Origin of the sequence: Pedobacter aquatilis, assembly GCF_030409415.1 — a bacterium.
Taxonomy (GTDB): Bacteria; Bacteroidota; Bacteroidia; order Sphingobacteriales; family Sphingobacteriaceae; genus Pedobacter; species Pedobacter aquatilis.
The window spans coordinates 182,834-208,173 of record NZ_JAUFPW010000009.1; the positions used below are offsets into that span (position 1 = coordinate 182,834).

Genomic DNA, 25,340 nt, shown 5'->3' on the forward strand with positions numbered 1-25,340 from the left:
AAAAACCCCTTTAACGTATATCTAAAGGGGCTTAATTATTTTTAGAAATGTTTGAAAACAGTTACAAATTACCACAATTTTCCTTCTGATGGAAAATTCATTAGTATATAATTATTTGTTTATCAAAAAGTTAAGTTAGATAATTCTGGGCTATTGCAAAAACTTTAAATGTTAGTGCGCTTTCTTGGCTCAAAAATACAATTAAGTTTCGCTATTAGCAATTGAAGTTAAACTAACTTATAATGTTTTTAAAAGGTTACACAGGACTTTAAAGCACACTATGACAGTTTGAATTTGATAATTTATTTTGATATATTGATATTATATTCATATTGACTGTTTTTTAACCAAATAAACACCTTCAAGTTAATAAACTGTGTCAAAATCTAAATTTATGATTAATAAGAACTTAATCTTTACCATCTCATTTACATTGTTCGCCTTAAAAACTTTTTGCTTCCAGAAAATTAGTAGCGATAGTACAAAACTCACTATTGTTATTCAAAACAGCACACAAAACCCGATTTTAATAGGTAGTGGAAGAAGCTATTTAAAGCTTAAGGACTACGAAGTGATTTCTCATAAAAAGAAAGATACACTACAGTTATCAATCACTGGTACAGAATTTATTTGGTATAGTCATAAGGGTGTTGAAAAGGATACTTTGTTAATTAGCGCAGGAGACACTTTAATTTTAAATTCAAATGCTACTGCTATAAAATCAATTGTTAAATACAAAGATGCAACCTTTATAAACAGGCTTTCATTGTTTCAAGAATTCATCAAAAGTTCAGAGTATGTCTCATTAAAATACCGCATTGATTCCTTAAAAAACCTTTTTTATGGAACTAGCGATACAAAGCCAACGGAATTTTTTGGAGATTTTGATTAAATGTCAATGTCTCCATTAAAGGTAAATTACAATTTTTATGAAAGAAATAAGCCAACCTTTATTTTGCTAACCAATTTATTGGAAGAGCAATATGTTAAAGACAATAATTTTATATATAATAATCAGGATGTTTTAGGGCAAGGTCTATATAATGCACTAAGTTATCAACTGCGCAACAAATTTACGATTCAGCATAAGTTGTTATATAGAATGTTTCGGGACAGCAATGTTTTGGAAACAGTTTATAATAAAGGTATAATGAATGATAACCTTTTAAAGAACTCATATTCCATGTCAATTCTAGGAACTTATCTAGAAGATGTTATTCTCAAAGGGATATCAAATTTCTCAAAATCTAGAGAATATTTGGATTATAAAGAGGCATACGATGGGATTCCTGATTCGCTTGATAACAACCTTAAAAAATATTGCAGGTTTATTTGTATCGAAAAAATGGTAGAATTTGGAGAATCTATAAAAGATCTCTCCAGATACTATTCAGATTTTAAAACAAGATATAAAGATGCTAGCCTAAATTCCTATTTAGATAAAAAATTTCAACTGAATTTACAGAGTGAGTTGAACGATCAAAATGATGTAAAACTTATTTCTTCAGCAGGTCAAATTACTTCACTAAATAAGATTATTAAATCATCAACAGGCAAACTTATTTACGTTGATTTTTGGGCAAGCTGGTGCGCCCCATGTAGAGATGCAATGCCTGCATCTAGGAAACTTGCCGAAGCATTCAAGACAAAAAAGATAATTTTCATATATCTTTCAACAGACAAAAATAATGACGAATGGCTTAAAGCAGCTCATTTAGAAAAGATTAACAATGTGTCACATAGTTACAGAATTCTAAATAATGGAACGTCAAAATTTTTAAAAGAAATAAAATTAAGTTCCATACCTCGTTATCTACTCTTTGATAAAACAGGCAAACTGTTGTATGCAGATGCGCAAGGACCAGAAAGTCCCGATTTAATTAAAATTATCAATAATAATCTTAATTAAATCTAAGCATTTTATCTATTCAATTTTGTTAATTTGCTAATTCAGCGTAAACCTCAAACTAAAACCAAAATTACTAAACGATGTATTAAACGTTTGCGACGTATATGGTTTAGTGATGTTTGAATCGTAAAATAACCTGATGTTAAACTTCTGGTTTAATACATAATCAATAGTTGGTCTAAGCGTAATATTTTTTGCTCCAGAAGACACTTCCCTTTGTGCAACTTCTTGATTATTTCCATCGGTAACTGTTCGGTAAATAACTGTTTTATTGTCTCTAATGGCTACATCCAGTTTGAAATCCATGTTGTTATCCATCTTTAAACTTTTAAACCATCCAAAAGGAAAACGGAATTTATTGGTACGATATCCAAATCCAACAACAATATTATTTTCGGAAAGTTGCGCCAACTGACTATTCGTTAAACTTAGACCCAAGAGTCGCGAACGGTTTAATTCGATGTTTGCCGTGATGTTATTTTTTAAACGCGTATCTATACCAATTAATGGAGAAAAGTATTCTGAAACGGTAACCTGAGCAAACTGAAATTGTGGTAAAAAGTTATTATTAGCATCTCTTGTACTTACAAAACCATTATTCTCCTGATAGCGAAGTAATGAATTATAACCATTTATGTTATATGCAGAACGATAACCATGTTTAATATCAACTGATGAAAATCTATCTGCAATAAATGGAACTTTTGTTAATCCATTATAAGTTAAACTCCAGTTTGGCAATGGAATTTTAGGGAAAGAACTCAATTTAGAATTACTTGCATCTTTACCCGAATAGGCCGCTAAAAATGCAGCAATAACCACATCTTGACTTTCCTTACCATAACCATCTGCATAGCCATTTGTACTACCTGAAGAGTTTGGATTTTGTCCGCCTAAACGCCTCGACATGACCATTCGGTTTGATATAAACCTGTTGTATAATGTAGAAATTGTACTTGCGTTATTTTCTTTAAAAGCTGTTCCGATTGCGATGTATGATATACTGTAATCTCCGGTAGTAATTGCGCTTAAGTTTTCAAATGAAGCTACACTTGCCACATACCTGAAATTAGTAGAAAAGTTTCTGGTTTGTGCCCGATTTGCCCTCAACGTAATTCGTAAATCTTTAATCGGCTCTATTTGACTTGTTAACTGAAAATCTTCTCGAAGCGTATTTACATATTGCTGCGTTTGAAGTGTATCTGTTGTTAACCAGCCATTATTTAGCGCCATATCTCTTATATCTCGCTGGCTACCAAACACAAATCCTAATCCTGGCGCTCCGGTAACATTATCAATTCCCAAATATCTGGTTCGTGGTAAATAACCTGGTAAAAATGTACCCTTTGTTTGTACATAATTTACGTTCACATTTTTTATGCTCGTTAAAAGGTTGATAAAAAATTTCTTTGCACCACCGCCTTCTTCACTGTTATTCGCATTGCGGATAAAACCAAACTTACTATAAAGGCTGTTCAAATTAAATGTTGGATTTACCTGAATATTCCTGCTGTTTTGAACGGTGTTACCTAAGTTAATATTCGGATCATTCAATGTTGCTAACGGTTCTGTTTGCCAGTTAAAGTTTGTGCCGTATTTCGTTAATACCGTAACCCAGTTTAAACCAGGTATTTTATTAATTGGTACAGCATAAGTTACATTTAGGTTATGGTTGTAATCTGTTGTCCTACCCAAACGCTTTAAATTCTGCCAAACGGTATCTCTCTTTAAACCTTCAATTCTGCCATCAGGTTCATCAATTATCGAATAATTTGTTGCATTAAAATCGAGCTGTAAAGAACGTGTTAAATTCCAGGCGATTCCATACAAGCGGCTCATTCTGAAATTTTTATTAAAAGTTGTTCCATAGCCACTTTGTAATAAAGGAATGGTATTATTCGGATCGTTATTTCTCAGGGTATTTTCGGAATATAATCTATCCACATCAACACGGAAATTAATGGCACTCGGTAAAATACTAAAGTTGAAATCCCTCAGTATAGAAAGCATGTTCGACTTTATAATTTTTTCAAAAGGCGCATAACTTTTCGCTTCTTTCGAATAGCTGTACTGTAAAGAACCGCGGTAGTTATTCTGGATACTACTTTGATTTATAAAATCGCGATGATCGAATTGCGTATAAGCATAGCTTGCCGAGAAATTTTCAACATCCCAAAGTCGAACTGGCTTAGTATTATTCGTTCGTTCTTTTCTAACATTTGTAAAGTTTATGCCTCGCCTAACCGTATAATCTTGTGCAAAATTTAATATCGAATCCTTTTGCTCTTTCGTTGCCTGATCAAGTGCATTCTTCAATTCAATATCAGGCGTTTTTGGATTATACTGAGGCGTTGCAACCTGTTTAGAATAGCTTACAAACATTGGTATTTTTACACCAGATTTCTGAGGCAAAAACTTACCCAATTCAACCGCTGAAGAAACATCCAGCAAAACATTATCTGCTCGATTTCTTTCACTAACACGAGAATCAATAGAACCAAAACCGATGGATGATTTACTTCCCGAAATATTTACATCAGCAAAATCTGCTAATTTCAAGTTTAATCTGGCAGTTGCCGCCCAACCTCCACGCTCATCAAACTCCGTTAATCGCAACTCATTAAACCACACTAAAACACTTTTATCTAAACCATCATCACCTTCCGGATCAGCTAAATTTCTCAGCGGATTCTTAACCCCCAACATGTAAATTCTAACCTTGCTCATATCTGGTTGTCCTTTTACAATAATCGTCCGCACACCATCAGAATATGTAAAAGGCTGATTTATTGGCCACGGTTGTCCGTTAGGCTGTTTTGCAACATTACGGGCGAGTTTGGCATTTTGAAATAATAGCAAATCAATATCCATTCGGTTTGCTTCTGGCCAAATTGCATCTGGGTCAGAAGTTCCGGGTGTTGTAATTTTTAACGGAATAACATATTCATAATAGTTATCCTGATTATCAGTTCCAATTCTTAAGAAAGCAGATACATCGCCATCATTCAAAATCTGATTATTTATCGCCTCCGCGTGAATAAATATTTCCAAACGCTTATATGAGCGGAAATCGCTGTAAGCAGTTTTAAAGGCAGCACGCCCGTATCCATCCCTCAAAGTTTTTACGGTAACCGCTAAAGATTGCTCATTTAAACGGGTATCTCCGCGGTAATTGCTATAATCTCTCTCACGGATAATTCCCGGCGGAGTAACGTAAGGAATTGGTGTGCGTCTTCCGTTTTCTTCAATATTTACGGTAGCAACCTCTACTGTCGAATTATCTGGAGTTAATAACGGTAAACTAGGATCAACAATTACCTGATCTGCGCCATTTTTAGTATTAAATTCTCGCCATTCGCCACGTATGAGCTGCAATTTTGCAAAACGCATAATCGTTGTATCGGCAAAATTCGTCATAAACATTCTAAAGAATCGGATAGATTTAAAATCCTGAATGTTACCTACTTTTTGCTGATAATCTCCGATTGGTACACGAAATTGGTACCAGTTTACAGCTTGACTATTTCCATTGGCAAGTCTTACCGTTGATGTAACCTTATCCGTAATGTAATTCTGACCAACAACTAAATCTGCAGGACGCATAGAAACTTTGTACTGAAAATACTCATCGCTTTGCGTCATGTTGTTATCGCGATTAATATCTTCTCCATCAGGTAAAGATGTTGAAGCCGAATTTTCTAAACCCAGCTCTGCTTGCGATTGTTGTGAAGTTTTAGAGTTTCCTTCCGGACCATTGTATTTTTCGTAACGCTTTAAAATGCCGGCGTTAATTTGATCTAAAGCTGGTCCACGGAAGTATGCATAATCATCTGATGATGGATCGGCATCTATAATTGCAGCTGCAGCCGGACTTAACTGTGCTTTAATTGTATTAATTGCATTGGCAAATTTTGTTCTCTCATTCTGGTTTGATAAACCATCCAAACCAACATCTTGTGCCCTACGTGCATCAGGATCGTTATCAAAAGCCTGAATTACGGGTTGTAATCTTGGAACTCGACCCCAATTTGTTTCATCATATTTTGTAGGATCATCATTCGCAGGCAAACCATTTTCTAATGATTTTCTGCCATCCTTCAAAATATCCTCAGAAATATTACCAAGGTTAAAATAAACATCACCACCGGCAGTATTACTTTTGTTGTAGATAAAAGGATCCAAAACCCAAAACTCAATAAAACCAACGTTTAATGCTTCAAAATCGTTGGTTTCTATCCTTCGCTGGAAACCGCCCCAATTATTTCGTGGATTTAATAATGCGCCATCTCTGTTAAATCCGGTCGTTCTGAAATTGTAAGGACCACGAACGGTTGGATAATAGGCAACATCCAAAGTTGTAATATTTAATGCCTGTCCGGTAGCTGTTTGTTTAAATGGAAATACCTCTTGTTCTATAACCTCACGAACGTAATGGTTTGACAGCTCGTTTCGATTGTTACGGATATTAGCAGGAGTTGTAGATGCCGCTGCATTGTAAAAAGTTGGGTCGATATTATAAAATGCAACTCTTGCCCTGTTGTAACCATATTCCAGATTATCAATTAATTGAGATTCTGGGAAAAGTTGTGGCGTACCAGAAAGCTGCCAGGAAATTGCACCTTTCAAATCGATAACAGACCTCGATGCTTCAAAATCATCAAGATAACTTACTCCATTTCTACTTCCGGCAAAATTTAAAGCCCTAGGATGACCAGGAATTAATTGCGCATACTCACCATAAAAATTAACGCTTGATGGTGCCTTAGTTGAAATAAATGGCAATTTATCTACCAGCTTTGTTAAAAACCTGGATGGTGAACTGTAATTAATATCTGCGCCCCAAATGGTATTAGAAATGGGTTCTTCTCCAAGATTAACTTTTTGGGTTAAAGGTTTCTCGGTAAGATTCATTATCGTACCACCCAAATTCAATTTGTTATTTACCTTATAATCTAACCTCGTACCAAACAAAGAACGTTGCTGTAAACCAAAAAGCTCATTATTTTCTGTTGTAATTCTTATGGGCTGTCCAGAAATTAAAAGTGCCTGATTGATGACACTTACCCGCCCCCCTTGGTAATCTACAGTAAAATCTACACCCTCTACCAAAGGCATTGTTCCGGCAAAAACCTTCACCGAACCCTCAGGAACATTTATGGCATTTAAGCTAAATTCTGATGAAACATCAGATTGGTAGTGACCTTTAAAAACAAATCTATTCTTATCCTGAAATAATTGTTTAGCAATTGTTTGGGTAGAATCGTATAGAGCCGTAAAAGTATATTTATCAATTAATGCTTGCTCTCCCGGGGCAAACTTGGCAGCCAAATCTTTTCCGAACGGCTCAATAACCGGGAAAATTATCCGCCCATTTGCGGGGTCTATTGTTATGTAGCCTGTATTCGTATTATTCAGCAAAGCTGATAAACCCGTTCCCGTTAAATTAGAACCAAAGGTTGAGCTATTATTTGCCGTATAGGTATTAGTTGCAGAACCAAAAGCATTATTCGCGGGCACAAAATCAAAAACTCCATCCGATTTTCTCTCATTTTGTGGATTTAACCTATCTACTTCGGTCAGATTTATCCACTGCTTATTGGCGGTGTTTTGCCCTTCAGTCATCACCGGACTTTCAACGCCACTTTGGTTATCAATGCGGTAAACATCCAACCTAAAATTCTGACTACTAATTTGATATCCACCGATAGAATAGATGTTTTTCATCATCAAATCCCAGGTTGGAAGGTTAATTTTAGTCGTTTCGTTCTTTAATAATTTTGCATATAAAACTTTTGGTGTTGCACCATCAAAAGTAACATCAGTAGAAAATTCTCCAACCTGATATTCTACGCCATTATAAGTGTAACGATAAGCAACCGCTAAAACTTCATCGCCATTCAAGGCATTATTTAAGGAGATATAACCAAGCTGAGGCTGAAAGGTAAATTCCCTATCTGTTAGCTTCCTCGCATAGATTAATTTTGCAAAGTTATCTGTACCGCCATTAGCCTGGAAGTAGGAAATTACGTCGTTTGAGTTTGTAAATCTTGCACCTGCCGGAAGGTTTTGTAACAGATTATTTGATTGCTGTCCAAATCCTGTAGCCGTTGTTCCTGCAGGAAGTGCAGAGCCTCCTCCGGTAATTTGTGCAGTATTAAATGGGGTACTTTCGCCCAAATCGATTAAACCTAAAACATCTCTTGAATCTGTAGTGTTACCAGCCTTATTGGTTATCCAAACTTCAATTTTTGTAATTTGTATGGGTGAAGTGATTATTGGGGCATTCGCTAAATTTCTATTGTAAGTATTTCTGAAATATTGAGATAAGAAAAAGTGACGGTTGGCCTCATAATTCTCTGCACTAACCCTAAAATCATTTGATTGGGCGCCATTAGTTATTTTTATCTCTCTCGATTGAGATTTCTGCTGCGTGTAAACGCTGGTTACATTTAACTTACCAAATTGAAGCTGCGTTTTCAACCCGAACAAAGCTTGTGTACCTGAAATTAAACTCGTATTTAATGGTAAGCTTACGTTACCCGCTTCAATTTTTTTAATAATATCGTCTGGTCCGCCAGTATAATCTAATTTTATCTGGTTTTCAAAATCAAACTGCGCTTCTGTATTGTAATTACTCTTTATTTTTAATTTTGTACCGATATTTCCAATCAAATCCATCTGAATTCTTTGATTGAAATCGAAATTCGTTTGAACCCTTTGTCGCTCGTTAAACAAAGGGTTTTCATTTCTGTTAGTGCGACCAAGGAAAGTTAATTCAGCTTCGCCCCGAGGCTGAATGTCAATAGTTGTACCTCCAAATAATTTTTCGAATGCCTTGCTATTAACTTGAATCTGTGGAATTACACCTGTATTTCTGAAATCACTTACTTCAGCGTTCGAAATACTTCTCCAGTTACCACGTTTAATTTCGCTGTTTACCAATCGTTGATATTCATCTAACGTTAAGTATTGCGTGCTGGTTACATATTTATCACCAACTAAATCTTTTACAATGTATCTTTTATTTTTAGCATCAAATTCTACAACCCTTTTTAAACCATTTGGAAGCGGATAAAAAGGATTGGTACTTGGACTTAAGCCCAATAATTGCTTCTCGCGAAGACTGAAATTATTTTTTAACAAAGCGGTATCCGCTTTGCCTGTAACAACTTGTGAAAAGCTGTTTTTTGTGGCAAATAGAAGTGGGATGAGAATTAATAGGGTAAATATTCTCTTCAAAGGCGGTAAATCTATAAGTTCTTCAAGGCTTGTTTAATTAGCTGCTCTACCGAAAGCGTCCCTTCTGTTACTTTCAAAATCTGATCGATAGTTTTTTCGGCTGTTTGTTTGGCGAAACCGAGCATCACTAATGCTGATAACGCTTCATCTTTAATGGTATTGTGTTGAGGCATAGAAATTAATGAATCTACACCTTCCTTTTTTAATTTATCCTGCAATTCTAAAACCAGACGCTGCGCAGTCTTAGCACCTAAACCCTTAATACGCTGTATTAGAGGATAATCTGCATGAACAATTGCAGCCTGAATTTCCGTTGGCGTAATTGATGAAAGAATCATTCTTCCAGTGTTAGGACCAATGCCCGATACAGAAATTAAGTGCAAAAATAAACGGCGTTCGCCCTCATCAGCGAAGCCGTATAGAGTATGTCCATCTTCCTTAACATGCAACCAGGTGTAAAGCTTACACCTTTCTGCATCAGTAAGATTACTGTATGTGTTTAACGAAATATTAATATGATAACCGATTCCTCCTGCTTCTATTACAACATAGGCAGGGTTTTTAAAGGTAAGTTTACCATCAATGTAGGCGTACATATTTTAAGATTCCGAGTTACGATTTTAGATTATTAATTTAAGCTTAATTGCGATTAAAAACAATTAAGAATTTACTTTTTTACTGCTGTTTTTGTAAAAAGGCCTTTTCGCTTGCCTGTTCCCATTGATTCTTCTTTAGCTTGCGCATCAGCAACGGCAATGGTAACCATGTTTACAATTTCACGTACAGAACTACCCAATTGTACAATATGCACAGGTTTATTTAACCCTAACAAAATCGGCCCAACAGCCTCAGCACCGCCAAGTTCCTGCAATAATTTATAAGCAATATTACCTGCTTCCAGATTAGGGAAAATTAGCGTGTTGGCTGGCGCATCTGCCAAAGTACTGAATGGGAAATTATCCTTTAAAAGCTCGTTATTCATGGCAAAGTTTCCTTGCATTTCCCCATCAACTACAATTTCAGGGTGTTCTTTATGTAAGATATTTACAGCTTTTCTAACTTTTTCTGGCGTTACACCATCGTTAGAACCAAAGTTAGAATAAGACAATAAGGCAACTCTTGGCTTAATATTAAACTGTTTAACCGATTTTTCTACCAATAAAGTAATGGCTACAAGTTCTTCAGCAGTTGGATCTACGTTTACAGTAGTATCACCAAAAAACACCGGACCTTTTTTAGTCATCATCATGTACATACCAGCAACTCGTTTAACTGATGGATCTACACCAATAACATGCAAGGCAGGTTTAATGGTATCACCATAGTTTTTAGTTAAGCCAGAAATCATTGCATCTGCTTCACCAAATTCAACCATCGATGCACCATAATAATTTCTATCCCTCAAAAGCTTGGTTGCATCGCTGGCAGAAATCCCCTTACGTTGGCGTTTTTTATATAAAGCATCTGCGTATTGTTTGGTTTTCGCCGGATTTTGCATCTGGTCGATGATTTCAACACCATCTAATTCCAAAGCATGGCCATCAATAATATCTTGTATTTTTTCTCTGTTCCCTAATAAAATTGGAATCGCGATGCCTTCATCCTTAACAATTTGAGCCGCCTTTAAGATTTTATAATTATCGGCTTCAGCAAAAACAACGCGTTTGGGGTCAGACTTCGCTTTGTTGGTGATGGCACGCATGATAACATCGTCCAAACCTAAGCGTTTTCTTAATTCTTCGTGGTATGCATCCCAATTGGTAATAATTTTACGAGCTACACCGCTTTCAATCGCTGCTTTTGCAACCGCAATAGAAACTTCGGTAATTAACCTAAAATCTACAGGTTTTGGAATGATGTAATCTTTACCAAATTTAAGGTTACGAGCATTATATGCTAAGTTAACGGCTTCCGGTACGGATTTTTTTGCAAGTTCTGCAATAGCCTTAACAGCTGCAATTTTCATTGGTTCGTTAATGGTTGTAGCACGAACATCCAAAGCGCCTCTGAAAATATATGGGAAACCCAAAACGTTATTCACCTGGTTTGGATAGTCAGAACGGCCTGTTGCCATAATGATATCTTTTCTGGTTTTTACCGCAAGTTCGTAAGCAATTTCCGGATTTGGATTGGCCATTGCAAAAACAATTGGGTTTTTTGCCATACCCATCAACATTTCCGGTTGGATAACATTCCCTGCTGATAAACCGATAAAAACATCAGCACCCTTCATGGCCTCGCCAATAGTTTTAATGTCTTTGCGGGTAGTTGCAAAACGCATACGCATTTCGTCTAAATCGGTTCGATTAACATCAATTATTCCATTAATATCGAACATAACCAAATTCTCTGGCTTTACACCTAGAGACAGGTACATATTAGAGCACGATACCGCTGCAGCACCGGCACCGCTCACTACAACTTTAATTTTATCTATTTTCTTTTTCTGAATTTCGATGGCATTAAGTAATGCCGCACCAGATATGATGGCTGTTCCATGTTGGTCATCGTGCATTACAGGAATATTCATTTCCTCTTTTAAGCGACGCTCAATTTCGAAACACTCGGGCGCTTTTATATCTTCCAAATTTACACCACCAAATGTTGGCTCTAATGCTTTAACGATTTTTACAAAATCATCAACATTTTTGGTATCTAATTCTAAATCGAATACATCGATATCGGCAAAGATTTTAAATAATAAACCTTTACCTTCCATAACAGGTTTTCCTGCTTCCGGACCAATATCGCCCAAGCCTAAAACGGCTGTACCATTACTAATTACCGCAACTAAGTTTCCTTTTGCTGTATATTTATAAACATCATCCGTGTTAGCGGCTATTTTCAAACAAGGTTCTGCAACACCTGGCGAATAAGCCAGAGTTAAATCGCGTTGCGAAGTTGTTGGTTTTGTAGGTACTACTTGTATTTTTCCTGGCCGCCCTTGCGAGTGGTAATCGAGCGCATCTTGCTTTCTATTGATATTACTCATTAAGTAACTTATTAGTGACGGCGCAAAGGTACAATTCTTTTTATGAGGCTTAAAATAAAAAGGCTAGTGAATAAAAAGAATGAGGGATTTGAAAATTAGTTAACGTACACTGAAATAATTAAAAATTTTCTTCTTAGAATCTAAATCATAGTTTTCAGCGGTGATAATATTTCTAAGCCTGTCGTTCTGTTTAAGATCATTTTCTTTTGTATAGAATTGAGTAATACTATCCAAGTGTTTTAAAGCTATCTTCTTTCCCTTATAAAACAAAAGTGCATAAACCACTGTCTGATCATAATAAGGAGATATTCTTCCCTTTTCCTTTTGCCTGTGAGCAGCTACTTCGAAAGCTTTCTTATAATTGGAATTAGCCGAAGATTTATTTTTTAAAGACTCATAAACAACCCCAAGTTTTATATATGAAATAAAATCTTTCGGATTAATTAGCACAATTCTTTTTGCAGTTGAGATTGCCCGCTCATTTTGATTTAAGATTAGCAGCGAATTAAGTTTATTAGAATACGCAGAAACATAATTAGGCTCAATGTCTGTAGCACCATCCAGAAATTTCAACGCATTTCTATGAATTTCAACATCCCAATCATTTGCAAGAGATAGTAATTTGCCTGCTTTAGCATTCAGTGCAACTGCTTTCGGATTATGTTTGATTTTCTGTTCCTGACCAAAAATTTCGTTAGGAAAAATTAGTAAAAACATTAGATAATAAGTTAGCTTCATTTATTTATGTTAGATAAACAAATCTAAATAATTAGTCGAAAAAGCTATAAATCTTATCCCTTACTAATCTTAAGCACCATGCCTGGCTGTAAACCAGCTTTAGCAAGCTGGTTATCTTTACGAATGCTTTGAACTGTAGCGCCATCAAATTTTTCAGCAATTTCTGAAAGTGTATCACCGCGTTTAACCGTATAGGTTAAAAAAGATGCAGGTGCTTTTAAAGCAATTGTTTTCTTTGCATAAACTTTAAGCTTTTGTCCGGGAACAATTGTTTTACTTTTCAAACCATTCCAAACCTTTAAATCTTGCACTTCAATTCCATATTTGTTCGCAACAGTAGCTAGGCTCTGTCCGGAAGTTACTTTATGGTAAATAACAGCCGTTGAGGAACTCGAAACAGTTTTCTTTTTTCGAAGTTCACGAACATCATCCGTACTGGCCTCGATTACACTCATCCTACCACTAGGTTCATCGTTGTTAAGCACATCATATAAACCTGCCAAATCAGCACTTTTGAGTTTTGGAAGAATTACGCGTTTTGGTAAATCGGCCATACCGTTTACTATTTTTTTCTTGTACCAAGGATTTAGAGCAAATAATGCCTGTTCATCCATATCCAAAACTTTTGCAATTGATTGTAAAGAGACAAAATGATTAACCTGCATGGTATCAGTCTTCAAAATCATGTTACTTGCCATTTCGGTAATTTGATGTTTTCCAGAATAATTCATTACATAAACTGCAGCAATAAATGCTGGAACATAATTTCTGGTTTCCTTTGGCAAAAACTGTCTTATTTCCCAAAAATCGCGGGAGCCTGCTTTATCAATCGCCCGATTAACATTTCCCTTTCCGCAATTATAAGCTGCAATAGCCAAAAGCCAATCGCCCAGTTCTTCAAAAGCATCTCTAAAGTAAGCAGCGGCAGCATAGCTGGCCTGAATCGGATCCTTACGTTCATCAACATAATTATCCATTTTTAACCCATAAGCTTTACCAGTACCAAACATAAATTGCCAAATTCCGGTTGCCCCAACCCTCGAAATTGCGTGTGGGTTCATTTGAGATTCAACAATTGTCAGGTATTTTATCTCCTGCGGGATATTATAATCTTTTAATGCTTTTTCAAAAATTGGAAAATAATAATCAGAAAGTCCATGCATTTTGCCAAACATATCTTTACGTTTAACATAAATATCAATGTACTGCTGTACATATTCGTTATGAGGAAGCGGAACTGTACGGGTTACCGAATCTAAACGTAGTTTATAAATATAATTCTGATTTAACAGCAAAGGGTTTTCTATCGCCAGCGGAACTGAAACAGTATCTGTATTGATAAAAACATTATTTTGCCTTTTAAAAAGACTATCGACTTTTAAAATTTGCTGTGCAGATGAGCTAAGTGAGAATGCGGTGAGCGATATGATACAAGTAAAAAGTAGTTTTTTAATCATGCGTTTTGATTTAATAAAAAAAATTTGAAGCGCAAATTATGTACACTAATTAAATTTCTTCCCGTGTTTCGCTTTTACGCTTCGCTGCGTCAGTTTCATCCTTGCTGCAGGGTAACCGCTGCACCCGGGGCTAAATGGCAATTTTTGTTTTTTATTAAGGTTTCAAACCTGCAAAACCCGAAATATTAACCAAAAGCTATTGCTTACATTTCCAAAATAAAAATCTTTCAAACTGTAAAAGATTGCTTCGTTCCTCGCAATGACGTATTACGATAAAAATGAATTAGAAAAAGCAAGCAATGCTTCTTCTTCGAAATGCCTGGCTATAAACTGAATACTTAACGGCAAACCTGCTGCATTATTGCCTAAAGGCAGTGCAATAGCCGGATTGCCACTCAGCGATGGTAAAACTGTAAAAATATCTGCCATGTACATTACCAATGGATCTTGCAAATTATCGCCAATTTTAAATGGTGCCGTTGGTGCCACAGGCGATAAAATCAAATCAAAATCATTAAATAGCTCATCAAGCTTTTCTCTGATTAATCTTCTTACCTGTTGTGCCTTCTGGTAATATGCATCATAATAACCTGCACTTAATACAAATGTTCCGAGTAAGATACGACGCTTAACTTCCTCCCCAAAACCTTCAGAACGGGAAAATTTATATAAATCTGTAAGTGATTTTGCTTCTTCGTTACGGTAGCCGTAATGTACACCATCGTAGCGGGAAAGATTTGATGATGCCTCTGCAGTGGTTAATATGTAATAAGCCGGAACGAGATAATCAAGCAAATCAAATGAAACATACTCAACCGTGTGGCCTTTTTGCTTTAAATCTTCAATTGATTTTAAAATCGACGTTTTAATTTCAGGGTCAAGCGCATCGCTTTCGATGGTCTCTTTTAAAACAGCAATTTTTTGTTTTTTATCATCGTTCAGTTGAGCAGAATATTCAGGAACTTTAATTGGAGATACTGTAGAGTCATTTTCATCAGCGCCAGCTAAAACCTGTAATAGTATTGCGGCATCTTCAACGGATGAAGTTATTGGTCCAACCTGATCAAATGACGAAGCATAGGCGATTACACCATATCTAGAAATTCTACCATAAGTTGGTTTTAAACCAATTTGTCCGCAAAAGGCAGCTGGCTGACGAACAGAGCCACCTGTATCGGTACCTAATGCAGCCAAACACATATCTGCCTGAACAGCTACTGCAGAACCACCAGAAGAACCTCCCGAAACAAGTTCTGGGTTTGCAGCATTCTTTACAGCTCCGAAGTAAGAGGTTTCATTTGAGCCGCCCATTGCAAATTCATCACAATTTAATCGACCAATAATAATCGCATCTTCTTGCAATAAACGTTCTACAACTGTAGAAGAATAAGGAGATACAAATCCATCGAGCATTTTTGATGATGCCGTAACGATATGATCTTGATAGCAAATGTTATCCTTTATACCGATAACCATTCCTGCAAGTTTACCTTGCGTACCATCTTCTATTTTTTGCTGTACTGCTTTCGCTTGTGCCTCTGCCGAATAAAAAAACACCTCATTAAATGCGTTGAGGTGTTCGTTTGTTTCAATTTGCTTAAAATAATAAGCCAATAAATCGGGTAAAGTTAATTGCTTTTGCGAAATGAGCGCTTGTATCTCTTTAAGAGAACTGTATTTCTTCAAAACTTAAAATTTGTGTTAAACGGTTTTATCGCGGTTTGAAGGATCAACTTGTTCACCATCAACTCCATCCTTACCATCTTTAAATTCTTTAACGCCTTTACCTAAGCCACGCATAAGTTCAGGAATTTTTTTACCACCAAATAATAATAATACCACTACTGCAATGATAATAATTTCTGGTGTGCCAAGCATTGCTGCTATTGTTGTATTTAACATAACTTTTTAGTTTAAACTTTTTGACTGTCTGTTACAATTTTTTCATCAATGGGAGTACTGCTAACAGAGGAATGATTGCTATCTGAATTTGATTCAACTTTTTCATCTACAGAAGAATCATCTGTTGGATGGTGTCGCTGGCTGTGTGTATTTGTAGCATTTTGTTCTTCGTCTTTATCCAAATCCATTGCATTAATATTTCTATGGATTTCACGTTTTACACCATCAGAAGCATCCTTAAACTCTCTAATTCCCTTCCCTAATCCTCTTGCTAATTCGGGTAATTTTTTACCTCCAAATAACAAAAGAACCACTACTAAAATGAGTACGATCTCAGATCCACCCATATTTAAAAACTCTAATAACGTGCCTTGATACATCACTAATCTATTTTATACAAATATAAACATTAATTGCCTATTGTTATTTACTAATCCAAGCTTCTGGATTTAATTTGGATTGGCCTCTCATAATCTCAAAATGCAGTTCAGCAGCATCTCCGGTTACGGCCAAAGTACCAATGGTTTCACGCGTATTTACGTTATCACCTTTTTTAACACTCACCGAACGAAGATTTTGATAAACTGTAAAGTAGTTTCCATGTTGCAATACAACAACATATTTTCCATAAATCAAGTTCACAAACAATACTTCTCCATCAAACACTGCTCTAACTGGAGCTCCATCGGCAGCAGTTATATTTACACCTTCGTTATTCATAGAAGCTTGATCGACTTTATGAACACCAAAATGTTCAGTAATTGTACCCGAAACCGGATAAGGGAGTCTACCTCTATTGTTTTCAAAACCTGCAGCAAGTTTAGCAGAGCTCGCATCGTTGGTTAGCAATTCATTTGTTGATTTTTCTTTTACTGGTGCTGCTGCTGCAGGCACTGGCTTATTTTCGGCTTTTGCCTTAGCTACTGCTGCGGCTCTGGCTGCGGCTTCTTTTGCTGCCGCTATCCTTGCTTCTTCAGCTGCTTTACGCTTAGCCTCCTCAATCGCTCTTTGTATCGCCAATCTAATTGCCCTGTCAATCTGCGCCTGTTGTTTCTTTCTGGTATTGATATCCTGCTTAAATTGTCTTTCTTGTTTACTTAAGCTATTTAGCACAGCTGATTGCTGATTTTTATCTTTACCTAAACGCTCACGTTCTCTTTCCTGTTCTTTTAAAAGTTCACTTTTTTCTCTTAAAGTCTTGTCCAGAACTTTAATTTTTCCATTTAATTCAGTCTGCGTATTCTCTATATAACCCGCTTGTTTTTTACGATATTGACTGAATTGCTGTAAATATTTAATTCGTTTGTATGCTTGATTAAAATCTCTTGCAGCAAAAATAAACATCATTTTTTCGTAAGCATTTCTGTTGCGCTGTGCAAAGCGAATCATTCCCGCATACTCTTTTTTCAAATCGCCAAGCTGACCTTGTAATGTATGTACGGTATTTGTGTTTTGAGAGATTTGGTTATCAAGGTTTTTTATTTCTGAATTAATAGTTCCGATTTTATCTTGGCGAAGCCTAATCTGAGCATTGATAGCGTTTATTTGCTGCAATGTAAGTTTTTTACCACTTGCAGTTTTATTTAAGTTTTTTTGTAGCTGCTCAATTTCTCGCTGTATCGCTTCTTTTTTTCTCCGTAATTGGCTTTCAGTTTGCGCTGTCGAAGAAAAGGCAATTGTGCTTAAAAACAGGATGATTTGGAGTTTGTATAGCTTCATTAAGCCAAAAGTATAAAAATTTTACAGTAAAAAGTATTAAAATTAAGTTACAAAGGGCATTAGCAAGTCTTCTTCACAAATTCTTCATGCCTATAACGAAATTAAAAACTGTAAAATTTTTATGCAGAAATTTAATAAGAATTAAACCAGAACCACTATTTTACAGTTGTATATCGCTTTGGTACTGTAAACGGAAATTCTACCGGAACATTGCCATCAATTTTTACATATTGCAAATCAATATTGATTTTTTTTGTGCCTGATAAGGTATTGATTTTTAAAGCCCCAGGAAAAAGAAACTCATTAAGTTTTTGATAGTCAGAATAATTAACTTTTAGTGCCTGACCATTTTTTGAATCGTTAAGGTTAGTTTCCGCAACCTTGAAAAGGGTATTAAACAATAAGCGGTAATCTAAACTCTCCTTACTTCCAGAAACAACCCAAGCACCTCCAACTTGTTTTATATCAGATTTATCAGTAAGAAATTCGCCCATTGCATTACCAGTTAAAATAGATTGAAGTGTATTAAAATTAACCTGTTTATTGGTGAAATTGTAAATATAACTGAAAGGTTTTTTCAGGTATTCGCTCTTCAATTTATTCTGAATTTTAATGCTATCAGGTGTTATTAGAGCCCTTGCAACTTCTGCCATACCCCCTAAAGCAGTAATACTAACCCAAATCACTTCCTTATCTTTCATTCTGAAATTCATGGTTACATCATTAGCATCTCCAGAAATATCAAGCGAAGCTTTTGCCTTTAATGAAAGTGTGTTAAACTTAAGTTGTTTGCTATTAAGTAAGTTTAAGCCTTCGGCTTTAGAATTATCGGTTTTTGGGGCAGTTGTAGTTGGTGGTGCAACAACAATTTCTTTTTTAGGTTTACAAGCAACAAAAAAGGTTGCCGCCGAAAGAATCATTACACTATTTAAAATATTTCTTTTCATTGATTTTCTTTATTAAAACTTCGGAGCCATTTCCGGCCTCTTTTGCCTTTTGCCATTGGATAAGTGCAGCATCCTTTTCACCTTTCATATAAAGGATATCTCCATAACGCTCCAAGTAAACACCGTTCTTATTACTATTGTTTTGCAAGGCCTTTTCTATCCAGGTTTTGGCTAAATCGTACTTTTGTTGCTTAAATAAAATGAAGGCGTAAGTATCTACAACCGAAGCATTCTCTGGCATAGCACTCGCCGCAGTTTCGGCATACTTAGCGGCTTTAGCCAAATCATCATTTCTGAGCGCAAGATAATATGCATAATTATTCATAATCAAATAATTATCCGGCTCAGTTGAAATCGCCTTCTCGAATGCAACTTTGGCCTGAGAAAAATTATTTTGATTAATAAAGATGTCTCCTTGCAATGCGTAAATCTGAGCCTGTAAGCTCTTATTATCTACATCAAGTTGAAGTGCATTCTTAAGATTGCTTTGAGCATTATCATATTTTCCGGTTTTGTACAGCGCATAGGCAACATAGTAATACAAACTTGCCTGGTTAGGATAAATGGCTAATGCTTCATCGCCCAATTTAACAGCATCAGGGTAATGACCAAGCAATGTTTGAATGTTAATTACCTGCTCCCAAACCGCATAAACCTGTTCGTTTAGTTTTAATGCAGATTGATATAGAACCAACGCTTCTTTTAATTTATTCTGCTGATACAACACATCGCCATAAAGTGCAAGTGATTTCGCATCGTTAGGATTTGCTTCTGCCAGGTTTTTACTTAACGCAGTAATGTTTTTTGCAACAATTGGTTCTTCAATTTTCGGGAAAAGCGCAGCCACAATTTTAACCTTTTCGTCAATCGGCATTTCCTCACTTTCAAAAGCCAATTTTAAGGAGGCAAATGCTGCATCATCGTTTTTTTGTTTGCGGTAGATATCAGCTAAACCAAGGTTCACTTCAAAATTCTTAGGCTCGATTTGTTGTGCCTTTAACAGAACTTTTAAGGCTTCGGCATCATTATTTTTTTGAATGAGTAAACCCGCAGCATATAGGTAATTTTTCACATCAGCCTGGTTGCCTTCCAACAACTTTACAATATCGCTTTCAGATGCATTACCACCATCCACTCTTCTTCTGGCATTTGTTAATGCTCTGGAAGCACCAAATTTACTTTCAATCTCATTAAAAGTCTTTTTTGCTTCTTCTACCTGATTGGCAATTAACTGAGCGTTCGCTTTATCAAAATAATAAATATCATTATCCGGTTCGATGGCTATTAATTGATTAAAGGCCGAAACTAGTTCTGTCATGTTATTATTTCGCTTATAAACCTCCGTTAACAAACGCAAATACCATTTATTGCCAGCATTTAAACCAATCGCTTTTTTGATGTTTAATTCAGCTTCTGTAAGTTTATTAAGCCTTAAATTCAAACTTGCAAGCTCATAATAAGCCGCATGATTTTTCACATCAATTGCAACAACCTTATTAAAATTTGTTGATGCAACCGCATAATTTTCTGACATTTTTTCGCGTAAGCCGGCAAAGAAAAGCTGCTTAACCATATTGCTGTCCTGGTTTGCACTTACAGGCGGCAACTGACTAAAAGCTTTAAGGCCAAAACTTAACAATGCAAAAAAAATGTATTTCTTCATAATTTACATGGATATGGCGAATTCAGATAGCTGAAAACATTCAATCATTCAAAACGAATCATTCAATAATTCAAATTTAGCTTTAACGTTTTAACATTTTCATTAATTCAGCTTTCTCAAAATATGCAATTCCGGCAACAAATGCGATTAACATGGCATTGCCGATGTAAATGTTTTTATCGAATACAAAAAATGATGTAAACACGATGATTGTTGAAATAACTATGTAAGTTAATATTTTTTTAAGGTTGTAAGGAATTGGGTAGTATTTTTGACCTAAGATGTAAGAAATAATCGTCATACTGGCATAAGCAGCCATAGATACCCAGGCCGAACCCATATAACCAAATTTTGGAATCAAGACTACGTTTAATACAATTGTGATTATGGCGCCAATTACAGATATATACAAGCCAAAATGGGTTTGGTCTGATAGCCGATACCAAATGGATAGATTCATATAGATACCTAAAAAAACATAGCCTAAGAGTAAATATGGAACAGCCGGTAAGCCTACCCAATATTCTTCATTTCTGATGAAGAATTTTAGAAGTTCTATATTGGCAACCAAAGCAACGAATAACACAGCCAATGCAATAACGAAATATTGCAGAATTTTTGAGTAAGTATGCTTGGCGTTTTCGTTTTTAGCGTGACTAAAGAAAAATGGTTCAGCACCTAATCTGAATGCGGTAATAAAAATGCTTAAGAAAATGGCGATTTTACAAACTGCTCCATAAATCCCAACCTGAACATTTGCAATATCTGGAGGCAATAACTCTTTTAAAACAATTTTATCAAGATTCTCATTAACGATAAAAGACAAATTCGCAATTAGAATTGGCCAACTGTAGGAGAACATGTTTGAAAACAATGCCCTATCAAACCGCAATTGTAACTTAAGAAACTCCGGAATTAATGCCAAAAGGGTTGCTAAACTCGCAATAAGGTTTGCAACAAATACATAGCCAATCCATTGATGGCGATACCAGGAATTTAACCACGAAGCACCTATCCAATTATTTTTTATAATTGCTGGTAGAACGAAAATAAACAGGAGATTAAAACCTACAAAACACCCAATATTTAAGAATTTAACAATGCTATATTTCATTGGTCTTCCATCGGCACGAAGCTTGGCAAAAGGAATTACACAAATCGCATCAACAAATAAAATCCATAAAAATAAACTTACGTATTGTTTATAATCCGGTATTTCTGAAGCTTTAATAGCAAGATATGAAGCAATAGAATTAGAAAAAACTAAACCAGTTAAAAGAAAAAGTGTAGAAACAAAAGCTATACATAAGAATGAATTGTTGTAAACCTGTTGTTTCTTATCTTCAAACTTATTCAAATACCTGAAATAGGTGCTTTCCATCCCAAAGGCCAGAACTGCGTTGATTAGCGACGCATTTGCATACATGTTAGTGAAAACACCGTACACGCCGGCACGATAAACACCTGTATAAATCGGTGTCAAGATAAAATTGAACAACCTGGAGAAAACGGTACTGATACCGTAAACCATGGTTTGCCCAAGAAATTTTTTATATACAGACAATGGATTTTAGATTTTAGATTTTAGATTTTAGATTGGCAATTCGACCTCCTTAAACTAGAATCAATTTATTTATTAATTGGGATAATTTAAATTTAAGGTTTGCAATCGTAATTCGTAAATCTAAAATCATAAATCCCGTTACTTTTTATAAACTTCAAAATTAAGATAGTTCTTCACTTCACCTTCGCTTACCGAAACATTTTCAACGCGAGAACGGTCTGGTCCTTCGTGGCACCAGTTTACAAATTCTTCCAGGAAAATATCGTCTGCCTCTGCCTCAATATAAACAGAACCATCTTTTTCGTTTCTTACAAAACCATTAACCGACATTTGATTGGCTATAATTTTGGTAGTTTCTCGAAAACCCACTCCCTGAACTTTTCCGGTAACAACGATATTTAAATGCTTCATTATAGTAAAAGTTGAAATGTTTTAATGTTGCAAAGTTAATAAAGCATCGTTATTAAACTGTTGCATCATATAATTCTTTAAACCTTTTTAATTCTAAAACATATTCTGCCCAAATTTCACCTAGAATCTGCTTTGCAGGCTTAACCTTATTTAGCATAGCTGATACTTGCCCGATTTCGAGTTCGCCGTTTTCGATATCGCCTTCAAACATACCAAGTTTAGCCCTTCCCCTACCCAATAACTCCACCAACTCCGTTCTTCCGGCACCTGCAGCCTCCGCTTGTGCAACGGCATCTGCAAATTCATTTTTTAGTAACCTAACGGGAACGAGTTTTTTCATCGCCAGTTTTGTATCGCCTTCGGCTGATGAAACAATCTTGTCTTTAAAGTTTTGGTGTGCAGAAGATTCTTCTGCAACGGCAAATGCAGAACCGATTTGTACTGCATCAGCACCCAAGGCAAAAGCTGCAAGCATCGACTTTCCACTCGAAATACCGCCCGCAGCAATAACAGGAATATTTACCGCAGCTTTAATCATTGGGATCAAGCACATCGTTGTGGTTTCTTCGCGACCATTGTGTCCTCCGGCTTCAAAACCTTCGGCAACTATTGCATCAACTCCGGCCTCCTGTGCTTTCAAAGCAAATTTTGTATTGGCAATAACGTGTACAACAGTAATGCCTTTTTCTTTTAGAATGCTTGTCCACGTTGCCGGATTACCTGCTGAAGAAAAAACAATTTTAACGTCTTCTTCAATCACCACATCAATAATTTCCTGAATATTTGGATATAATAATGGGATATTGACACCAAAAGGTTTTTCGGTTGCCTGCTTACATTTTTGGATGTGTGTTTGCAAAACATCAGGATACATAGAGCCTGCGCCAATGATGCCTAAGCCACCAGCATTGGAAACTGCAGAAGCCAATTTCCAACCACTGCACCAAACCATTCCGGCTTGAATAATCGGGTATTTTATATTAAAAAGTTTGCAGATTGGATTCATATTATCTAAGCCAATTTAGTCACTTTATCCGTTATTATTTTAAAATCGTCAGTAAGTTGAATTAAGTTTAAACTGGGTTTTTTGCCTATTTCTATTGTACCTAATTCCTTCTCGTAAGCTAAAAATTCAGCACCATTTATAGTTGCCCAGCTTAACAGCTTATCAAAACTAACGTTTTTATTTTCCTGAAGTGTTTTCATTTCGGCCAGAATATTTAACTGATGGTTACTTGCCAAACTATCTGTTCCTAAAGTGATTTTCACATTCTCCTGGATAAGCAAGTCGACATCTGGCAGTGTATTTTCTATGTATAAATTCGCATTCGGACAAAGGCACCAATATAAATTTGAGTTGATTTGCTTTGCAAAAGCGATATCTTCCTTACTCGAAACTGTATTATGAACCAATAGAGTTTTTTGATTCGATATGTAAGGCAGATAACTTTTTAAAGAAGTATTACCAGAAGCCCTAAAAAATTCTATATCTAAACCTAAAAAACGATATAACTCTAAAAAACCACCTGTTTTGTCTTGAAAAAACAGATTTTCATCTGGCGTTTCCTGATTATGAATGCTCAGAAAACTCTGTTTTTGAATTGCAGCTTTATTAATTAGCTGAAAAAGTTGTGATGAAACTGAATATGGCGCATGAGGAACAATTGAGGTTGGCAATGGTGAAAATTCTTGCTCAACTTGTTTGGCATGTGCCATAATCGCTTCTGCCCTATCGGGATAAAAGCCCATCGCTTCAATAAAAGTATGGTAAGCAATTTTGCTGTTAAGCTTGATTTGTTTTGAGCTAATTTGATTTGATATATCTCCAACGGCTACAATTCCATTATCGAACATTTGCTTATCTGCAATTTCCATAGCCGATTTAAGCTGTTCTTCGCTACTATGCCTGCTTTTTATGATGAGCTTAACAAATTCTACCAAGCCGGTTTGCGCTGGAATTTGCTTAAACATGTGCGAGAGTTCTAAATGGCAATGGGTATTTACAAAACCTGGAACAATTGCGCCGGTATATTTCTTTACTTCTAAACGCTTTGATTGGTCTTCTGTAAATAAGTTAACAATTTCGCCAATTTCATTAACGGCAACTGTTCCATTTTTTATTGGAGGGATGTTAACAGGGAAAATCCAATCGGCAGAAAAGTATTTTAACATGAAGCGAAATTACGATTTTGCTTTTAGGAAATATGATTTGAAATCGATTTATGAAGTAAAATACTCTGGAGAATTTTGATTTTGGACAAAATCTAAGATTGTGAATCTACAATCGTAAATATAAAAAGAGCCTCCTATCGGAATCGAACCAATGACCTACTGATTACAAGTCAGTTGCTCTACCAGCTGAGCTAAGGAGGCTTTTTATCGGGCTGCAAGTATAGAAAAAAATATTCTTTTGTTAAAAATTTTTTTGAAAATTAATTGAGTTGTGGAGGGTTTATTCTTTTCTTAAATTTTACCACCCCTTGCCCCTCCTAAATTAGGAGGGGAAGTTATTTCTGCTTTGGGAGGTTTTTGATTCATTGTTTAAAGGTTGAGCATTGAACCAAAGCCTATCAGATTACCACAAAAAATTTTCCTTGCCGTGCCCAACTCCCCTCCTTTTTATAAGGAGGAGCAAGGGATGGTCTTCGCAACATTAATAATTGTACAAACTGATTTAATTAAACCCGGTAGTAGCCTACCGTGTACCCACATCCTTTTGGATTTCGAATCCTAGATAGATGTTATAGAATTTCTTGAGACCAATTATTAGGGTTGTTGCACCAGGCTTTCGCTGTGATG

At 35.8% G+C, this 25,340-nt stretch carries 17 protein-coding genes and 1 tRNA gene; 2 read left to right on the forward strand and 16 right to left on the reverse strand.

What is annotated here, in order from left to right; genetic code table 11:
* Positions 1-394: 394 nt before the first annotated feature.
* Positions 395-892, forward strand: coding sequence for a hypothetical protein (locus tag QWY86_RS02950; protein ID WP_290238588.1), 498 nt, complete (start codon positions 395-397; stop codon positions 890-892).
* A gap of 6 nt (positions 893-898) precedes the next feature.
* On the forward strand, positions 899-1,909 hold the full coding sequence (locus QWY86_RS02955; protein ID WP_290238589.1) for a TlpA family protein disulfide reductase: 1,011 nt from the start codon (positions 899-901) through the stop codon (positions 1,907-1,909).
* A gap of 36 nt (positions 1,910-1,945) precedes the next feature.
* On the opposite strand, the gene sov is transcribed toward QWY86_RS02955, so the two are convergent.
* The 16 genes from sov to QWY86_RS03035 all read right to left on the reverse strand — a co-directional run bounded on the left by sov (position 1,946) and on the right by QWY86_RS03035 (position 24,914).
* Positions 1,946-9,148 carry a T9SS outer membrane translocon Sov/SprA gene (gene sov / locus QWY86_RS02960; protein WP_290238591.1) on the reverse strand — a complete coding sequence of 2,401 codons (7,203 nt, stop codon included), beginning with the start codon at positions 9,146-9,148 and terminating at the stop codon, positions 1,946-1,948.
* A gap of 11 nt (positions 9,149-9,159) precedes the next feature.
* Positions 9,160-9,744: a Holliday junction branch migration protein RuvA gene (gene ruvA / locus QWY86_RS02965; RefSeq protein ID WP_290238593.1), complete on the reverse strand. Its 585-nt coding sequence runs from the start codon at positions 9,742-9,744 to the stop codon at positions 9,160-9,162.
* 71 nt (positions 9,745-9,815) lie between these two features.
* Positions 9,816-12,140 carry an NADP-dependent malic enzyme gene (locus QWY86_RS02970; RefSeq protein WP_290238595.1) on the reverse strand — a complete coding sequence of 775 codons (2,325 nt, stop codon included), beginning with the start codon at positions 12,138-12,140 and terminating at the stop codon, positions 9,816-9,818.
* A gap of 99 nt (positions 12,141-12,239) precedes the next feature.
* Positions 12,240-12,857 carry a hypothetical protein gene (locus QWY86_RS02975; RefSeq protein ID WP_290238596.1) on the reverse strand — a complete coding sequence of 206 codons (618 nt, stop codon included), beginning with the start codon at positions 12,855-12,857 and terminating at the stop codon, positions 12,240-12,242.
* A 74-nt stretch (positions 12,858-12,931) separates the two neighbouring features.
* Complete coding sequence (locus tag QWY86_RS02980; protein WP_290238599.1) at positions 12,932-14,335, reverse strand: lytic transglycosylase domain-containing protein; 1,404 nt, start codon at positions 14,333-14,335, stop codon at positions 12,932-12,934.
* A 267-nt stretch (positions 14,336-14,602) separates the two neighbouring features.
* Complete coding sequence (gene gatA, locus QWY86_RS02985) at positions 14,603-16,021, reverse strand: Asp-tRNA(Asn)/Glu-tRNA(Gln) amidotransferase subunit GatA (RefSeq protein ID WP_290238601.1); 1,419 nt, start codon at positions 16,019-16,021, stop codon at positions 14,603-14,605.
* Positions 16,022-16,036: 15 nt separating this feature from the next.
* Positions 16,037-16,237, reverse strand: a complete 201-nt coding sequence (locus QWY86_RS02990) for a Sec-independent protein translocase subunit TatA/TatB (RefSeq protein ID WP_029287719.1) — start codon at positions 16,235-16,237, stop codon at positions 16,037-16,039.
* Positions 16,238-16,248: 11 nt separating this feature from the next.
* Entirely contained in the window at positions 16,249-16,617 is a 369-nt protein-coding gene (locus QWY86_RS02995) for a Sec-independent protein translocase subunit TatA/TatB (protein WP_290238607.1), read from the reverse strand.
* A 43-nt stretch (positions 16,618-16,660) separates the two neighbouring features.
* Positions 16,661-17,956 carry a murein hydrolase activator EnvC family protein gene (locus tag QWY86_RS03000; protein ID WP_290238609.1) on the reverse strand — a complete coding sequence of 432 codons (1,296 nt, stop codon included), beginning with the start codon at positions 17,954-17,956 and terminating at the stop codon, positions 16,661-16,663.
* Between the two features lie 155 nt (positions 17,957-18,111).
* Positions 18,112-18,903 (reverse strand): lipoprotein insertase outer membrane protein LolB1, encoded by a 792-nt coding sequence (gene lolB1, locus QWY86_RS03005; RefSeq protein ID WP_290238610.1) that lies wholly within the window; start codon positions 18,901-18,903, stop codon positions 18,112-18,114.
* Positions 18,881-20,566: a tetratricopeptide repeat protein gene (locus QWY86_RS03010; RefSeq protein ID WP_290238612.1), complete on the reverse strand. Its 1,686-nt coding sequence runs from the start codon at positions 20,564-20,566 to the stop codon at positions 18,881-18,883. The genes lolB1 and QWY86_RS03010 overlap by 23 nt, the downstream gene beginning before the upstream one ends.
* Positions 20,567-20,648: 82 nt before the next feature.
* A complete protein-coding gene (locus QWY86_RS03015) occupies positions 20,649-22,130 on the reverse strand; it encodes a lipopolysaccharide biosynthesis protein (RefSeq protein ID WP_290238614.1) in 1,482 nt (493 codons plus the stop codon).
* A gap of 138 nt (positions 22,131-22,268) precedes the next feature.
* Positions 22,269-22,541 carry an acylphosphatase gene (locus tag QWY86_RS03020; RefSeq protein WP_290238616.1) on the reverse strand — a complete coding sequence of 91 codons (273 nt, stop codon included), beginning with the start codon at positions 22,539-22,541 and terminating at the stop codon, positions 22,269-22,271.
* A 52-nt stretch (positions 22,542-22,593) separates the two neighbouring features.
* Positions 22,594-23,547, reverse strand: coding sequence for an NAD(P)H-dependent flavin oxidoreductase (locus QWY86_RS03025; RefSeq protein WP_290238618.1), 954 nt, complete (start codon positions 23,545-23,547; stop codon positions 22,594-22,596).
* 5 nt (positions 23,548-23,552) lie between these two features.
* Positions 23,553-24,713, reverse strand: coding sequence for an amidohydrolase family protein (locus QWY86_RS03030; protein WP_290238620.1), 1,161 nt, complete (start codon positions 24,711-24,713; stop codon positions 23,553-23,555).
* A 128-nt stretch (positions 24,714-24,841) separates the two neighbouring features.
* Positions 24,842-24,914 (reverse strand) — tRNA-Thr (locus tag QWY86_RS03035).
* Positions 24,915-25,340 lie beyond the last annotated feature (426 nt).

Coding starts and splice junctions, on each gene's coding strand:
- QWY86_RS02955 (WP_290238589.1), top strand. CDS start 899: ATGTCTCCATTAAAGGTAAATTACAATTTTTATGAAAGAAATAAGCCA.
- QWY86_RS02970 (WP_290238595.1), bottom strand. CDS start 12,140: ATGAGTAATATCAATAGAAAGCAAGATGCGCTCGATTACCACTCGCAA.
- QWY86_RS03010 (WP_290238612.1), bottom strand. CDS start 20,566: ATGAAGAAATACATTTTTTTTGCATTGTTAAGTTTTGGCCTTAAAGCT.
- ruvA (WP_290238593.1), bottom strand. CDS start 9,744: ATGTACGCCTACATTGATGGTAAACTTACCTTTAAAAACCCTGCCTAT.
- lolB1 (WP_290238610.1), bottom strand. CDS start 18,903: ATGAAAAGAAATATTTTAAATAGTGTAATGATTCTTTCGGCGGCAACC.
- QWY86_RS02980 (WP_290238599.1), bottom strand. CDS start 14,335: ATGATTAAAAAACTACTTTTTACTTGTATCATATCGCTCACCGCATTC.
- QWY86_RS02975 (WP_290238596.1), bottom strand. CDS start 12,857: ATGTTTTTACTAATTTTTCCTAACGAAATTTTTGGTCAGGAACAGAAA.
- QWY86_RS03020 (WP_290238616.1), bottom strand. CDS start 22,541: ATGAAGCATTTAAATATCGTTGTTACCGGAAAAGTTCAGGGAGTGGGT.
- QWY86_RS02990 (WP_029287719.1), bottom strand. CDS start 16,237: ATGTTAAATACAACAATAGCAGCAATGCTTGGCACACCAGAAATTATT.
- QWY86_RS03030 (WP_290238620.1), bottom strand. CDS start 24,713: ATGTTAAAATACTTTTCTGCCGATTGGATTTTCCCTGTTAACATCCCT.
- QWY86_RS03000 (WP_290238609.1), bottom strand. CDS start 17,956: ATGAAGCTATACAAACTCCAAATCATCCTGTTTTTAAGCACAATTGCC.
- QWY86_RS02995 (WP_290238607.1), bottom strand. CDS start 16,617: ATGTATCAAGGCACGTTATTAGAGTTTTTAAATATGGGTGGATCTGAG.
- QWY86_RS02950 (WP_290238588.1), top strand. CDS start 395: ATGATTAATAAGAACTTAATCTTTACCATCTCATTTACATTGTTCGCC.
- QWY86_RS03025 (WP_290238618.1), bottom strand. CDS start 23,547: ATGAATCCAATCTGCAAACTTTTTAATATAAAATACCCGATTATTCAA.